Genomic DNA, 14,501 nt, shown 5'->3' on the forward strand with positions numbered 1-14,501 from the left:
TGCTCCAGTGGTATTTGTGTTATAGATGCATCCTAAGTTAGTCCCGATCATGCTGACGACCGCAATAATTGCCATAAGCTTTCATATGGAATGATATTTAATGCGTTCTGCTCTTACCGCTTTCAGGCCGTTCCAGCCTGACACGCCGCTGCGAAATGCATCGACGATCTTCATCCTCACCACCTTGTTCTATTTTGTGGGCGCGGAATTACGGCTCGTTGAGGCCCTGTCGCTGTTCTGGCCGCTGAATGGCGTCATGGCAGGGATCTTCGCCCGCTATGTCTACCTGAATCGCCTGCATTACTATGCGGTATGCTATGTCGCGATGCTGTTGTACGACGCGGTGACGACCAACTGGGGTATAGCCTCAGTGGTAATCAACCTGTCTAACATGATCTTTATTGTTGTCGTCGCCGTACTGGTTCAGCGCGACAAGCGGCTGATGAAGAAAACCCCCGATCCGCTTAACGCGCTACGCCTGTTTAACTACTGTCTGATTGCCGCGCTGCTTTGTGCCTTACTCGGCGCGGCGGGGTCGGTCGGGATTGACAGTCACACCTTCTGGCCGCTGTTTGCCGACTGGTTTAGCGAGCAGTTCTCAACCGGCGTGCTTGTTGTGCCCTGTATGCTCACGTTACGTATGCCCGGGCGTGATCTCAGGTTACGTCTGGAGCAGCTGCTGCCGGTGATGGCGCTGATCGTCTCGGTGGTCGCGTCGGTGGTGATTGGCGGAGCGGGGAGCCTCTCGTTTCCTCTGCCAGCGCTTATCTGGTGTGCGGTTCGTTACTCATTGCCTGCGACCTGTCTGCTGACGTTTATCACGGGTGCCACTGAAATCATTTTGGTCGCCAACTCGATTATTAACATTGCCGTGGCGACGCCGTTTACGACGCCAATGATGTTTTCAGCCCGGCTGGGTATCGCCACGATGGCGATCTGCCCGGTGATGGTCTCCGTCAGCATGGCGGCGATTAATTCCCTGATCCGCCAGGTTTCACTGAGGGCGGATTATGACTTTTTAACACACGTCTACTCGCGTTCCGGGCTTTATGAGGCGTTAAAGCATGAAGAGACGTACCGGCATACCCGTTTTTTGACCGTCATGCTGCTGGACATTGATTATTTCAAAAGCATTAATGATAACTACGGCCACGAGTGTGGAGATCGCGTGCTGGCGTCGTTTGCCCGACAGGTTCAGCAGGTCGTCGGCGAAGACGGTATGGTGGCGCGCATGGGCGGGGAAGAGTTCGCTGTGGTGGTTCATTCAGGCGACGCGCAGCACGGTTTTGAACTGGCTGAGCGTATCCGTTCCACCGTTGCCAGCCATCCTTTTACATGGCGTCACCAGACGCTCTTTCTGACGGTCAGTATTGGCCTCGGCAGTGGAAAGGCTGAGTCATGGCAGTTGACCGAAGTCTTCAACAAGCTCATGGCCGAAGCGGACGATCATCTCTATCGTTCAAAAAAAGCGGGTCGAAACCGTACCAGCGCCCGGGTGGCGGACGAGCAAATTGCCGCGCCCACCGGGAGTGAAACATAGCTGCGTTAATCGTCATAAGGCATTGACGTGAATAGTAAGCGACTTAACAGGCTGTCAGAACGCTGACAATGCCTCTGTTTAAGCTACGCTTTTAGTAACGCTTTACGTCAGGAGACATTATGAAAGCACCTGCAACCCCTGAAAATGAAACAGACAGACTCAACTCGCTACGAGAATCCGGTCTGCTTGAGATCGACAGTTCCCCGGCGTTTGACCGGTTAACGCGTCTGGCAAAACGCTTCTTCCAGGTGCCGCTGGCGATGGTCAATCTCATTGATGAGCATTCGCTAATCGTTAAGTCCGCTGATGGTCAGGCACCCGGCTCCGTTCCGCGTAACATCTCATTTTGTGGGCATACGATCCTTACCGAAGCGCCGCTGGTGGTAGGGGATATGCTTCAGGACGATCGTTTTGCGGATAACCCGCTGGTGGCCGGTGAACCTCGCGTGCGGTTTTACGCCGGCTTCCCGCTGCGCCTGCGTGACGGCGCAAGCGTTGGCTCGCTGTGCCTGATTGATTATGCTCCCCGGGAGTTTTCTGCCGCCGACCTCGCCGTCCTGGGAGATCTTGGCGCGCTGGCGGAAGATGAATTTGCTGCCATCAGCGCGGCGACCACGGATGAATTAACCGGGCTATTCAACCGTCGGGGCTTTAATCAACTCGTGCGCTTCACGCTTTCCGTTGCCCGGCGCCGGGCAGAGCCGCTGACGCTCGGCTGGCTGGATTTGGATCGCTTTAAGGAAATTAACGATCGCTTCGGGCATGAAGAGGGGGATAAGGCGCTGAATGCCATGGCGCAACTGATGCGTGCCTCTTTCCGCGAAGCGGATCTGCTGGTTCGTTTTGGCGGGGACGAGTTCGCCGTGCTGTTCGCGGATACGGATGAGCAGGGCGCCTGGATTGCCATGCAGTATCTCGCCGAGCAGGTAGAAAACTATAACGCCCGCAGGTTACACCCCTGGTCGCTTCACTTCTCATGGGGGCTAAGTGAATTCGATCATAACGACAACGACCTGCAGCAGTGGTTAAAAGATGCCGATGAAAAGATGTATGCCATGAAGCAGCAGCGCCAGCGCGCCCGGTGACATAACAAAAGCCTATGTCCGATCCGTTTGCGTTAAGAAGATGTTAAATGCACAGTGATGGTATTCAACGTAAGGAAAAACAATGAATACCTCACTGCAAATCAAAAACCTCACCCGAGACGAAATTCTCACCCACCTTGATGCGCTGGCCGGGATCCTCGAAAACTGTGTGAACGGCGGGGCATCCGTCAGCTTTATGCTTCCCTTTAGCCTGGAGAGGGCCCGCTCTTTCTGGCGCGGAATTGCTGAAAGCGCAGGGCGCAATGAGCGCCTCGTGCTGGCCTGTGTCGACCCGCAGGACGGCGTCATCGGAACGGTGCAGTTAATCACAGACCAGCCGGAAAACCAGCCGCATCGCGCCGATGTGGCGAAGCTGCTGGTTCACGAGAAAGCGCGCCGGAAAGGTGCCGCGATGGCATTGATGGAAGCGCTTGAAGCTGAGGCTCGGGCCAGAGAGATTTCGGTGCTGGTGCTCGATACCTCCACCGGCAGCGGGGCCGAGACGTTCTACCAGCGCGCCGGATGGCAGAAGGTGGGGGAGATCCCGCGCTATGCCCTTATGCCGGACGGCGCCATGACGGCCACGTCTGTGTTTTATAAGTTCTTATGATTATTTTGTACAACTACGCGACGTATTGATCAAAACAGGGTTCCCGGTCGTTAAGTTTTGATAAGTTATCGTACCAATATTATCAGGCTGTATGACTAATCATAAAAGGAACCCCCTTGTGAACACGCTCAACCGTCGTGATTTTCCCGGTGCTCAATATCCAGAACGCATCATTCAGTTTGGTGAAGGCAACTTCCTGCGTGCGTTCGTCGACTGGCAAATTGACCTGTTAAATGAACATACCGATCTTAATGCCGGTGTGGTTATCGTCCGTCCTATTCAAAGCGACTTCCCGCCGTCGCTCAGCACTCAGGATGGTTTGTATACCACTATCATTCGCGGCCTGAACGAGCAGGGTGACGCGGTGAGTGAGAGCCGTCTTATCCGCTCGGTTAACCGTGAAATCAGCGTCTACGACGATTATGACGCGTTTCTGAAACTGGCACACAACCCGGATATGCGCTTTGTTTTCTCGAACACCACCGAAGCGGGTATTAGCTACCACGCGGGTGACAGATTCGACGATGCCCCTGCGGTGAGCTACCCGGCGAAGCTGACGCGACTGCTGTTTGAGCGCTTTAGCCATTTCAACGGTGCACCGGATAAAGGCTGGATTATCATTCCGTGCGAACTGATTGACTACAACGGTGATGCACTGCGTGAACTCGTCCTGCGCTATGCCCAGGAGTGGTCGCTGCCTGCGGCCTTTATCCGGTGGCTAAACGACGCCAACAGCTTCTGCTCGACGCTGGTTGACCGTATCGTGACCGGTTACCCGCGCGACGAAGCGGCTGCGCTTGAAGCTGAGCTGGGGTATCACGATGGGTTCCTTGACACGGCTGAACATTTCTATCTGTTCGTTATCCAGGGGCCGGCATCCCTTGCTCAGGAACTCCGTCTGGATAAGTACCCGTTAAATGTGCTGATTGTCGACGACATCAGACCCTACAAAGAGCGCAAAGTCGCCATCCTGAACGGGGCGCATACGGCGCTGGTGCCGGTGGCATTCCAGGCCGGGCTGGATACGGTGGGCGAGGCGATGAATGATGCAGAGATCTGCGCGTTCGTCGAAAAAGCGATTTATCAGGAGATCATTCCGGTCCTCGATTTGCCGCGGGACGAGCTGGAATCTTTCGCCAGTGCGGTAACAGGGCGTTTCCGCAATCCCTATATCCGACACCAGCTGCTTTCCATTGCGCTCAACGGCATGACCAAATACCGCACCCGCATCCTGCCACAGCTACTGGCAGGGCAGAAGGCAACAGGGCAATTACCGGCACGTCTGACGTTTGCCTTAGCCTCGTTAATCGCGTTCTACCGCGCAGAGCGTAACGGGGAGAGCTATCCGGTGCAGGATGATGCGTGCTGGCTGGAACGTTATCAGCAGCTCTGGGCGCAGCACCGCGATCGGCAGTTGAGCACCCGTGAGCTGGTGCAGTCGGTGCTCAGCGCACGCGAACACTGGGAACAGGACTTGACGCAAGTAAGCGGTCTTGTCGACCAGGTCACGCTGGACCTTGATGCCATTCTGCTTAAGGGAATGCGCGCTGCGGTTAAACCGCTTTGCTAACGTTCACCCGGCTGCGGCCGGGTTTAAACATACTTCATTTTAGTTACAACATACTATGTGCTTTGTTTTTAAAAAACACATGCAGCACTGTGCGGATTTCGCTAATCAGGGGAGAAAATGCAATGTCCAGTTAACAAACTTGCAACGGTGACGGGGATCACGTTTAATAGCCTCGCTCTTTTCTTTCCTGAAACTCACTATGATCGTTCGTCCTAAACAGCACTGGCTACAACTGATTTTTGTCTGGCACGGTTCGGTACTGCCTAAGATCTATACCCGACTGCTGCTCAACTTCCTGCTTTCTATTGCCGTTATCCTGATGCTGCCGTGGTATACCTCACTGGGCATCAAATTTACCTTGGCGCCATTCAGCATTCTCGGCGTGGCGATCGCAATCTTTCTCGGTTTCAGAAACAACGCCTGTTATTCACGCTACGTTGAGGCTCGCCTGCTCTGGGGGCAGTTGATGATAGCGGCGCGCTCGCTGTTTCGCGAGGTAAAAAACACCTTGCCTGACGATAAGCATCTGGGCGAGTTTGTCCGTCTGCAGATTGCTTTTGCTAACTGCCTGCGCATGACCCTGCGCCGGGAGCTGAACGCCGAGCAACTCTCTCGCTATCTTGCTCCGGATGATTTACGTCAGGTGATGAAAGCCAACTCACCGGCGAACCGTATTTTACTGATCATGGGGGAGTGGCTGGCCGTGCGGCGGCGTAACGGGCAACTCTCAGACATTCTGTTTCACAGCCTGAACAATCGTCTGAACGATATGTCCATCGTCCTGTCCGGCTGTGAACGCATTGCGACCACGCCGGTACCGTTTGCCTATACGCTGATTTTGCACCGCACGGTGTACCTGTTCTGCATCATGCTGCCGTTCGCGCTGGTTGTGGATCTGCACTACATGACGCCCTTTGTCTCGGCGCTGATTTCATACACCTTTATCTCGCTGGACACCCTGGCGGAAGAGCTGGAAGACCCGTTCGGCACTGAGAATAACGATCTACCGCTGGACGCCATCTGCAACATGATGGAACGCGATCTGCTGCAGATGAACGATGAAGAGAAGATTCCGGAAAGGCTGATGCCGGATAAGCACTATCAGCTCACCTGACGGGCGTTCCACTCGTCGCGGGTGATCTCCCACAGCTCGGAGTCCAGCATCCCGCTAACGTAGGCTTTCTTCTCCGTCCTGATAAGCCGCATGCCGCTACTGTCCGAAATACGCCGGGAGCGGCTGTTGGCAGCGGCCTTCGGGGCGCGTAATACAGGTTTGTTTAGCGTATTGAACCAGTAATCCGTCGCGGCAATGCTGGCCTCGCGCATGTATCCCTGGCCCTGAAACTCCGGCGCGAGCCAGAACCCGCGGTTGTTATCCTCGACGTCGTACAGGCAAATAATGCCCATCAATTCATCCGGCACCTCACGTCGTCGGATGCTCCAGAACCAGGCAATCCCTTTCGCCACATCCGGCAGCGCCACGTTATTGACATAGTTTTCCGCGCCGTTATCCGGGTAGGGCCATGGCACGGAAGAGACCATATAGCGGACAATCTCCCAGCGCGGATAAAGCTTTTGTATCTGAGCCGCATCTTCGGCAACCAGCGGTTTTAGCAGTAAGCGTTCTGTCATGAGCGTCGGTATGGTCATCCGCGGATCTCCCTTTTTAGGCGTTATGCTTTTGTTTGCGTTCTGGTATTTTCATCTCTATCACATTTAGTTGAGGCGTGCTGGGTTCATTCCCTACCAGAAATGGGCATCATTTCTTTAATGGCGAAATTTTGATGAGCTTTTTGTCTCTTTTAACCGGACGGGTTTTCCAGGATCTCCTGCAGCATGGCAAAGAGATAGAGGAGGCTATTGCTCATCGTGATATCCGTCTCTTGAATCATTCCACGCCCGAGCTGGAACGGTATTTTTCGCGTCCACTCAGCGAGCTTCCGCGTCAAAATCCTTATCCGGTAGCTATGCTGTTACCTCTGTTTTTAGTGGCGTTTGCGTTAAACCTTTTGCCTTTTCTCAGCACGTTGCAGGGTTTGTCACCTTTGCATCATGCATTGAGCTTTTTCTTACCATCATTGACGATGACAGGCGCGCTCATTGTGACAAGCGTACTCCTGGCACGTGGTAAGACGTCGGGATTGTCGGGCTTTATGGCGTTGTTCATCATCCTGCTGATAACGACCCTCGTTCAGGTTTTACATTTCCTGCTTTCGCATGACGGAGGTCTTTGGCCGCTGGTCATCGCATCATTCGCACTATTACTTTGTCGGGTGGTGATGAACAGCAGCGGCTTTGTGCTGTTTACGCTCTATTGTCGTACTCAGCGTCTTGCCAGGTCGGCACGGGGAATGCGGCTAAAAAGCCGTTAAAGGAGGAGGTTATGACATTACGAAAAGCCAGGCCGCAGGAAGCCGAAACGCTCTGGAATATTCGCAATCAGGCGATTCGTCACGGCTGTAAAACCAGTTACGACGCAGAGGTCATTGCGCGCTGGACGCCAGATCTCATGCCCGAACGCTTTCGGAAGATGATCATTGAATACCCTTTTTATGTGGTTGAAGATGAAAAGGGCGATGTTGCGGCAACCGGCTATCTCGATCTGGATACCCATTGCCTGGAGGCGATTTTCACCTTGCCTGCAGCCTTCGGTAAAGGCATGGCGACCCGGATTATTGAGGCGCTCAAACATGAAGCCCGCAGCCGGGGGATAACCCGCCTGACGCTCGATGCGACGCCTAACGCCCAGTCGTTTTATCAGAAGCTGGGGTTTGTTACGCTGAGCGAAAGCTATCATCACTCGCGTATGGCGGGTGTCGATTTACGCTGTTTCGAAATGGCGATCAATTTGTAATGTGAGGAACACATGGCTGTCACGGTAAGACCTCTACGCGCAGACGATTATTCCCAATGGCGACCGCTGTGGGATGGTTACACCCATTTTTATGATTGCTACCTCGAGGAATCCGTCACCGCAGCGACGTGGAAAAGGGCGCTATCAGCGCATTCCCAGATGTTCTGCCGGGTAGTGGAGAAGGACGAAAAGGTCATCGGTTTCGCGATGTGCATTCTGCATGAAGGTACCTGGTCAACGGCCCCCATCTGCTACCTGGAAGATCTGTTTGTTGATGCCGACGAACGCGGAGCGGGTGCAGGTAAGGCGCTTATTGATGCTCTGATTGAGGAAGGCAAGCGCGAAGGGTGGTCGAAACTGTACTGGGTCACCCGGGAGAACAACCCGGCGCGTAAACTCTATGACAAATATGGCGAAGCTGACGATTACGTCCGCTACCGACTCTCCCTTTAAGGCGACAACGCCTGTGTTTGTATCACACTGTATCAGCGTCCCGGATACATACACAGGCTTGCAATAAACCCGCTTTCGCACATATCCGCTATACATTGCAGTGTTGTTATATCCCCGTGAATTGTACTCAACCGGAGATACCAACATGTTTAGCAAACTCGCGTACTCAACTCTTGCACTGACCGTTTCACTTGGCACCGTGATGTCCTGTCAGGCCGAAGTCACCGGCACAAACGTCGCCGCAGCCTTTGATCATCCTCAGCAAATCAATGCCGGCGATCTGAATGTCGGCTATGTCGACATTGGCCCGAAAGACGGTCAGCCGGTTATTTTACTGCACGGCTGGCCCTACGATATTCACAGCTATGCCGAGGTTGCACCCGCACTGGCGGCAAAAGGGTACCGGGTCATTGTGCCGTCTCTGCGCGGTTACGGCACCACGCGTTTCCTGTCAGCAAAAACGCCGCGCAACGGCCAGCCTTCGGCGATGGCGAAAGACATCGTCAACCTGATGGATGCCCTGAATATCCGGCAGGCGGTGTTTGCAGGATATGACTGGGGCGCCCGGACGGCGGATATCGTTGCGGCGCTGTGGCCCGAGCGCGTGAAGTCACTCGTTTCAGTGAGCGGGTATCTCATCAGCAGCCAACAGATTGGCAAACAGCCGCTGCCGCCAAAAGCGGAGCAGCAGTGGTGGTATCAGTTCTATTTCTCTACCGCGCGTGGTGCTGAAGGCTATGCCAAAAACACGCATGACTTCGCCCGTTTAATCTGGTCTCAGGCCTCACCTGACTGGAAATTTAGCGATGCGGTCTTTAACGCCAGCGCCAAATCCCTCGATAACCCGGACCACGTCGCGGTGACGCTCAGTAATTATCGCTGGCGTTTAGGGCTGGAAAAAGGCGAGCGTAAATACGACCGCTACGAGCAAAAACTGGCCACGCTGCCGAATATCACCGTACCAACGATCACCATCGAAGGCGGCAACAACGGCGCGCCGCATCCGGCACCGCAGACCTATGCAGCTAAATTTACCGGCAAATATGAGCACCGCACCTTCGGCGCAACCGTGGGGCACAACCCGCCTCAGGAAGATCCGCAGGACTTCGTCAAGGCAGTTATCGACGCGGATAAGCTGTGAAATGTGCTATTTTCAGTACGTTACCCTTCGGTCTGGAGAGTTCGGTGGAACATATTGACCACATCCTTGTCGTCGATGACGACAGGGATATTCGTGAACTGATTGTCGATTATCTCGGTAAGTCTGGCTATCGCGCGACGGGCGCGGCCAACGGCAAAGAGATGCGTAGCGTACTGGACAAACAGCATATCGACCTGGTGGTGCTGGACGTTATGATGCCCGGCGATGACGGTCTCACGCTATGCCGGCAGCTACGCAGCGGCAAACATAAAGATCTGCCCATCCTGATGCTGACGGCCCGCAATGAGGAGACGGACAGGATCCTGGGTCTGGAGATGGGTGCGGATGACTACGTGGTGAAGCCGTTTGTAGCGCGTGAGCTTCTGGCACGCATTAAAGCGATTTTACGGCGTTTTCGCACGATGCCGCCCAATCTACAGGTGACAGAAGCAGGGCGGCTGGTGATGTTCGGTGAATGGCAGCTCGATACCGTCGCCCGCCACTTAATCGACCCGGAAGGGGTGATTGTGGCGCTCAGCGGGGCGGAGTATCGTCTGCTGCGCGTTTTCCTTGACCATCCTCAGAGGGTACTGACCCGCGATCAGCTGCTTAACCTGACGCAGGGGCGAGACGCCGAGCTGTTTGAACGTTCTGTCGACCTGCTGGTTAGCCGGGTTCGCCAGCGTCTCAATGAAGATGCCCGCACGCCCGCCTATATCAAAACCGTGCGCAGCGAAGGCTACGTCTTTACGATGCCGGTGACCATCAAAGAGGTTAACGAATGACGCTCTGGCCACGCTCGCTGCTGGCTCGTTTGCTGATCGTCGTGCTGCCCGGTTTGCTGCTGGCTAACGCCCTGAGCCTGACGCTGGTCATGATTGAACGCATGCACAGCGCCCGCACGGTGATGCTCGGTAATCTGGAAAACGACGTCGCAACCAGCGTCGCCATTTTAGACCGCTTACCGGCCAGCGAACGCGCCGCCTGGCTGCCGCGGCTTGAACGCGGTAACTATCGCTATATTCTGGGCACAGGGGAACCCGGCGCAGCGCCGACGGATAAGCGTTCGCAGGATGCTATCCGAACCTTAAAAGCGACGCTCGCGGCACAATATCCTCTCAGCTTCACCGCCGTTCCCGGCGCCATTTCACATATCCAGGCGCATCTCACGTTACGTGACGGCTCGCCGCTGACCATTGACCTCATCCCGCGCATGCCGCCCGTCGCCAGCTGGTTACCCGTTGTGCTCATCCTACAGCTGCTGCTCCTGGCGGCCTGCTCCTGGATCGCCGTGCGGCAGGTGGTTCGGCCTTTTTCACAATTTACCCGCGCGGTGGATTCACTTGATCCGGCGGCCAGCACGCCAATGACGGAGAAAGGGCCGCTGGAGCTGCAGCGCGCAGCCCATGCCTTCAACGCCATGCAGGCGCGCATTCAGTCTTATCTCAGGGAGCGCGCACAGATCCTGGCCTCTATTTCTCACGATCTCCAGACGCCCATTACCCGCATGAAGCTTCGTGTAGAAATGACGGAGCAGCCTGAACTGCGGGACAAGCTCTTAAACGACCTTGATAACATGTCGCGTCTGGTGCGGGAGGGCATTGCGTATGCCCGGTCATCAGAATCACTGGAAGAGACGTCGCTGAAGCTGGAATTGAACGCCTGGGTCAACAGCATCGCCAGCGATTATCAGGACATTGGTAAAAACGTGCAGTTTCAGGCAAACGAAGTCCGTTTGCCGATCGTCACGCGTCCGCAGGCGCTTCGTAGAGTGATGTCTAACCTGTTGGATAATGCCCTGAAGTTCGGTGACTGTGCTGTCATTGCCATTGATGATTCGTCTGCCGAAGAGGTGGTGATTCATATTGTGGACAACGGACCGGGAATACCCGAAGCCGAGCTGGAGGCGGTTCTGCAGCCGTTTTATCGGGTTGAAACCTCGCGTAATCGCGATACCGGCGGGACAGGACTCGGCCTGGCGATTGCCGCGCAGCTGACCGCACAGCTGGAAGGAAAACTCAGGCTGGCGAACCGCGCCGGTGGCGGACTGGACGTCTCCATTACGCTACCGCGCCGTTAATTGTACCGCTCTGTATCTCCCGGCGTGGGGATACAGAGCCAGACAAAACCAGCGTTTTTACACATATCCTGAACATATCCGCACGATGAAATAGCCTCACTGCAGTGTCGCAGGACGTGTAATGTGAGGTCATTATGTTTCTGGTAATCGCTTTTCTGGGCGGGCTGATAAGCCTGCTCAGCCCATGTACGCTCCCGGTTATTCCACTCCTGTTCGCCGGTTTCCAGGGGCAACGACGACATATTCTGGCCCTGCTCGCCGGGATGGTCGTGATGTTCACCCTGGTTGCGATGGTCATCACCGTCGCCAGCGAGTGGATAACAGCGGCAACCATTGTTGGGCGTTGGATCGCGCTCGTCATTCTGGCCATAGCCGCGCTGGCCTTAATTTTTCCGTCTTTCGCCCAGCGTATCGCGGGACCGGCCGTCAGCGCGGGAAATGTTCTCAACACCCGAAGCGGGCAAACGCGCGGAATGGCATCGGCTTTTCTGGCCGGGCTTGCGGTCGGGCTACTCTGGTCTCCCTGCGCGGGCCCCATCCTGGGCGCTATTTTCAGCATTAATATCGCGGGCCACTCGGCCATCGCCACGGGCGCACTGCTCGCTGCCTATGGCAGCGGATGCGCGCTGATGCTGGGCCTGCTCGTTATCGGCAGCCGCACGCTGATGACACCGTTAAGGGCAAAGTCTGCGCTGATGGCGAAGCTCCGTCAGGGGGCAGGAGTTGCAATGTTAGCGGCAGTCGTCCTGAACGCGACGGGGATGACCTCGCTGCTGAAAGGGGCTAACGGCGTCGCAGACCGTCTTGAGACCGCGCTCTTAAATCTGGCAAAACCCACAACCGCGCCGGTGAAGCTCCAGCCGGTGGCGATCGCTGAGCCCAGCAGCCAGCTGCCTTCGTTAAGCGGGGGAACAGGGTGGATTAACGGTGACCCTGTCACGTCTGAAGCATTACGAGGGAAGGTTGTTCTGATTGATTTCTGGACGTGGGATTGCGTTAACTGCCAGCACACGCTCCCGCATGTGCGAGACTGGGCCACGAAGTATCAGTCGCAGGGCCTGGTGGTGATTGGGGTTCACACCCCAGAATACCCCTGGGAAAAACCGCTTTCGTCGGTACAAAAGGCAGTAACGAAATGGCAGTTGCCGTATCGGGTTGTGACGGATAACAACTATCAAATCTGGAATGCGTTCGGCAACCAGTACTGGCCAGCGCATTACTACTTTGATGCCAAAGGGCAGCTGCGCTATACCGCCTTTGGCGAGGGTGATTATGCGCAGCAGGAAAAGGTTATCCAGCAGTTGCTCAAAGAAGCCCGCCTATAATCGGATCAGGGCTGGCGTTGAGCCACGATAAACAACCGAGGAAAAGCCAGTAGTATCTGCCCGTTTTCCTGGAGCGGATACTGCTCTTCCAGCAGTTCATGGTAGCGTTTCAGGAAACGTTTCTGCTCGCTCTCGTTCAGTTCCTGGAGCCAGGGGCGCAGGCCGGTGGCGCTTACCCAGTCAATAATGGCCTGATGAGAGCTCATTTTGTGATAATAGGTCGTTCGCCAGATATCCACGTCACAGCCAGCCTCCGACAGAATATCGTAATAAGCATGTATACCCGGCAGAGGTTCGCGGCCACGGTCCGGGTAGTCTTGCTCCAGCGCCACTTCACGCATCGCCACATGGGTGGGTTCCAGCCAGTTATCGGGCATCTGGATCGCCAGCACGCCATTTAACTTAAGCAGGGAGACAAGATGAGGCAGGAGATCGTAATGGTCCGGAACCCATTGCAGCGACGCGTTAGCATAAATCAGGCTCAGCGGCTGGCCAGGGTTGTACTGACGGATATCGGCCTCAACAAAGTGGCAGTCAGGTAAGGCAGCGCGTGCTTCCCCGAGCATGGCAGGGGAGTTATCGACGCCGGTGATGTGAGCAGAAGGCCAGCGATGCTTTAACAGCGCCGTGCTGTTACCTGGACCGCAGCCCAGATCGGCGATAGTAGCGGCTTCATCAAGAGGAATTCTGGCGAGCAACTCGGCTGCTGGACGCGTTCTTTCTGCGCCAAATTGCAGGTAAAGAGAAGGGTTCCAGTCGGCCATCATCAATTCTCCGTCTTACATGATTCAGCAAGAATAGCACAGGCAGATGCCTGTAAAGCGGTACCGACGATGGTTTTGGGCAGATGAAGTCAGCAGATTCTGTAAAATGAAGGGGAAGGTGGGAAAAATAAGCAATCGGAAATATTACCCCTTAAAAGATTAAGGGGCAATGTTTTTATTGTAATTACTTTATGATTATTGTTTTTTATTATTTTATCGGCAAAGTGCTTCTTATGCTCTGTACCCGAAACTTTAAATATTAGATAATCATCGATGGGTATATCCCTGGTGTTTCGTAGGTCTTTGACCTCCTGACCGCTTAGTTTTGCGAGAACTTCGTGGTCAGGTACTTTTTAAGTATAGGGAATATGCGGCACAATGAAAGCTGTCCTAAAAGACAGGTGATGATAGTTTCAGGTGTTATTATCAGGAACAAGAGCATGATTTCTGTCATTGAATTTTTTTTACACGACTACGATGATTTACCTCCAGCACTAGCGCACGAACTCTACCGACTCAGAAGAAAAACCTTTCGGGACCGACTCGACTGGAAAGTGGAATGCGTCGAAGGGATGGAAAAGGATCAATTTGATTCCCATAACACGACATACTTACTGGGTATGTATGATGGACAGCTGTTATGCGGCGCGCGATTTATTAACTCAACGCAGCCGACAATGATAAGCGAAATCTTTCATAATTATTTCGATAATCCCATTGTTTTTCCAGCCGATGTTCCCTGCTGTGAAGTGAGTCGTTTATTTTTAGATAAAGAAACACGAGACTCTGCAAGTTTGCAGGGCGTGCCCGCCAGTAAAGCATTGTTTCTTGCAATGAATATTTATTGCATAAAGAATAAATACCACGGAATGTACGCAGTAGCCAGTCGCGGTATGTATGCCATATTTCGCCATGCGAACTGGAAAGTTGAAGTTATTCAGCGCGGTGTTTCTGAAAAAGGGGAGGTTATTTACTATATTTATATGCCTGCCAGCACCCGCGTTATTGAAGATATTATTAGTAAAGACAAATCCAGCCACTGGCTTCGCGAAATGCTCGGGCATTTACGCTATCTATAA

At 54.3% G+C, this 14,501-nt stretch carries 15 protein-coding genes; 13 read left to right on the forward strand and 2 right to left on the reverse strand.

The window, feature by feature from the left end:
• Nucleotides 1–100: 100 nt before the first annotated feature.
• From AC0TN7_RS22800 to AC0TN7_RS22820, 5 genes are all read left to right on the forward strand, one after another.
• Complete coding sequence (locus AC0TN7_RS22800) at nucleotides 101–1,540, forward strand: sensor domain-containing diguanylate cyclase (protein WP_417927389.1); 1,440 nt, start codon at nucleotides 101–103, stop codon at nucleotides 1,538–1,540.
• Nucleotides 1,541–1,659: 119 nt separating this feature from the next.
• Nucleotides 1,660–2,625: a sensor domain-containing diguanylate cyclase gene (locus AC0TN7_RS22805; protein WP_024908467.1), complete on the forward strand. Its 966-nt coding sequence runs from the start codon at nucleotides 1,660–1,662 to the stop codon at nucleotides 2,623–2,625.
• 82 nt (nucleotides 2,626–2,707) lie between these two features.
• Entirely contained in the window at nucleotides 2,708–3,235 is a 528-nt protein-coding gene (locus tag AC0TN7_RS22810; RefSeq protein ID WP_048991642.1) for a GNAT family N-acetyltransferase, read from the forward strand.
• 118 nt (nucleotides 3,236–3,353) lie between these two features.
• On the forward strand, nucleotides 3,354–4,805 hold the full coding sequence (locus AC0TN7_RS22815; protein ID WP_417927392.1) for a tagaturonate reductase: 1,452 nt from the start codon (nucleotides 3,354–3,356) through the stop codon (nucleotides 4,803–4,805).
• Between the two features lie 199 nt (nucleotides 4,806–5,004).
• Entirely contained in the window at nucleotides 5,005–5,919 is a 915-nt protein-coding gene (locus AC0TN7_RS22820; RefSeq protein ID WP_417927393.1) for a bestrophin family protein, read from the forward strand.
• On the opposite strand, the gene AC0TN7_RS22825 is transcribed toward AC0TN7_RS22820, so the two are convergent.
• Nucleotides 5,907–6,455, reverse strand: a complete 549-nt coding sequence (locus AC0TN7_RS22825) for a GNAT family N-acetyltransferase (protein ID WP_048991639.1) — start codon at nucleotides 6,453–6,455, stop codon at nucleotides 5,907–5,909. The two genes, AC0TN7_RS22820 and AC0TN7_RS22825, sit on opposite strands and share 13 nt — an antisense overlap.
• 134 nt (nucleotides 6,456–6,589) lie before the next feature.
• On the opposite strand from AC0TN7_RS22825, the gene AC0TN7_RS22830 reads away from it, so the two are divergent.
• From AC0TN7_RS22830 to AC0TN7_RS22860, 7 genes are all read left to right on the forward strand, one after another.
• Nucleotides 6,590–7,177: a hypothetical protein gene (locus tag AC0TN7_RS22830; protein ID WP_061715142.1), complete on the forward strand. Its 588-nt coding sequence runs from the start codon at nucleotides 6,590–6,592 to the stop codon at nucleotides 7,175–7,177.
• 11 nt (nucleotides 7,178–7,188) lie between these two features.
• Nucleotides 7,189–7,659 carry an N-acetyltransferase family protein gene (locus AC0TN7_RS22835; RefSeq protein ID WP_463726699.1) on the forward strand — a complete coding sequence of 157 codons (471 nt, stop codon included), beginning with the start codon at nucleotides 7,189–7,191 and terminating at the stop codon, nucleotides 7,657–7,659.
• A gap of 12 nt (nucleotides 7,660–7,671) precedes the next feature.
• Nucleotides 7,672–8,112, forward strand: a complete 441-nt coding sequence (locus tag AC0TN7_RS22840; protein ID WP_061715140.1) for a GNAT family N-acetyltransferase — start codon at nucleotides 7,672–7,674, stop codon at nucleotides 8,110–8,112.
• Between the two features lie 145 nt (nucleotides 8,113–8,257).
• Entirely contained in the window at nucleotides 8,258–9,253 is a 996-nt protein-coding gene (locus AC0TN7_RS22845) for an alpha/beta fold hydrolase (protein WP_417927394.1), read from the forward strand.
• A gap of 44 nt (nucleotides 9,254–9,297) precedes the next feature.
• Nucleotides 9,298–10,038 (forward strand): response regulator, encoded by a 741-nt coding sequence (locus tag AC0TN7_RS22850; RefSeq protein ID WP_032647230.1) that lies wholly within the window; start codon nucleotides 9,298–9,300, stop codon nucleotides 10,036–10,038.
• A complete protein-coding gene (locus AC0TN7_RS22855; RefSeq protein WP_267216468.1) occupies nucleotides 10,035–11,333 on the forward strand; it encodes an ATP-binding protein in 1,299 nt (432 codons plus the stop codon). Before AC0TN7_RS22850 ends, AC0TN7_RS22855 begins: the two co-directional genes overlap by 4 nt.
• A 134-nt stretch (nucleotides 11,334–11,467) precedes the next feature.
• A complete protein-coding gene (locus AC0TN7_RS22860) occupies nucleotides 11,468–12,658 on the forward strand; it encodes a cytochrome c biogenesis protein/redoxin (protein WP_473702486.1) in 1,191 nt (396 codons plus the stop codon).
• Between the two features lie 5 nt (nucleotides 12,659–12,663).
• On the opposite strand, the gene tam is transcribed toward AC0TN7_RS22860, so the two are convergent.
• Complete coding sequence (tam, locus tag AC0TN7_RS22865; RefSeq protein ID WP_267215201.1) at nucleotides 12,664–13,422, reverse strand: trans-aconitate 2-methyltransferase; 759 nt, start codon at nucleotides 13,420–13,422, stop codon at nucleotides 12,664–12,666.
• 440 nt (nucleotides 13,423–13,862) lie between these two features.
• On the opposite strand from tam, the gene AC0TN7_RS22870 reads away from it, so the two are divergent.
• Nucleotides 13,863–14,501, forward strand: a complete 639-nt coding sequence (locus AC0TN7_RS22870) for an acyl-homoserine-lactone synthase (protein ID WP_048991632.1) — start codon at nucleotides 13,863–13,865, stop codon at nucleotides 14,499–14,501.

Source organism: Enterobacter sp. PL_is511, from assembly GCF_055816065.1.

Coding starts and splice junctions, on each gene's coding strand:
- AC0TN7_RS22800 (WP_417927389.1), top strand. CDS start 101: ATGCGTTCTGCTCTTACCGCTTTCAGGCCGTTCCAGCCTGACACGCCG.
- AC0TN7_RS22805 (WP_024908467.1), top strand. CDS start 1,660: ATGAAAGCACCTGCAACCCCTGAAAATGAAACAGACAGACTCAACTCG.
- AC0TN7_RS22810 (WP_048991642.1), top strand. CDS start 2,708: ATGAATACCTCACTGCAAATCAAAAACCTCACCCGAGACGAAATTCTC.
- AC0TN7_RS22820 (WP_417927393.1), top strand. CDS start 5,005: ATGATCGTTCGTCCTAAACAGCACTGGCTACAACTGATTTTTGTCTGG.
- AC0TN7_RS22825 (WP_048991639.1), bottom strand. CDS start 6,455: ATGACCATACCGACGCTCATGACAGAACGCTTACTGCTAAAACCGCTG.
- AC0TN7_RS22830 (WP_061715142.1), top strand. CDS start 6,590: ATGAGCTTTTTGTCTCTTTTAACCGGACGGGTTTTCCAGGATCTCCTG.
- AC0TN7_RS22835 (WP_463726699.1), top strand. CDS start 7,189: ATGACATTACGAAAAGCCAGGCCGCAGGAAGCCGAAACGCTCTGGAAT.
- AC0TN7_RS22840 (WP_061715140.1), top strand. CDS start 7,672: ATGGCTGTCACGGTAAGACCTCTACGCGCAGACGATTATTCCCAATGG.
- AC0TN7_RS22845 (WP_417927394.1), top strand. CDS start 8,258: ATGTTTAGCAAACTCGCGTACTCAACTCTTGCACTGACCGTTTCACTT.
- AC0TN7_RS22855 (WP_267216468.1), top strand. CDS start 10,035: ATGACGCTCTGGCCACGCTCGCTGCTGGCTCGTTTGCTGATCGTCGTG.
- AC0TN7_RS22860 (WP_473702486.1), top strand. CDS start 11,468: ATGTTTCTGGTAATCGCTTTTCTGGGCGGGCTGATAAGCCTGCTCAGC.
- tam (WP_267215201.1), bottom strand. CDS start 13,422: ATGGCCGACTGGAACCCTTCTCTTTACCTGCAATTTGGCGCAGAAAGA.
- AC0TN7_RS22870 (WP_048991632.1), top strand. CDS start 13,863: ATGATTTCTGTCATTGAATTTTTTTTACACGACTACGATGATTTACCT.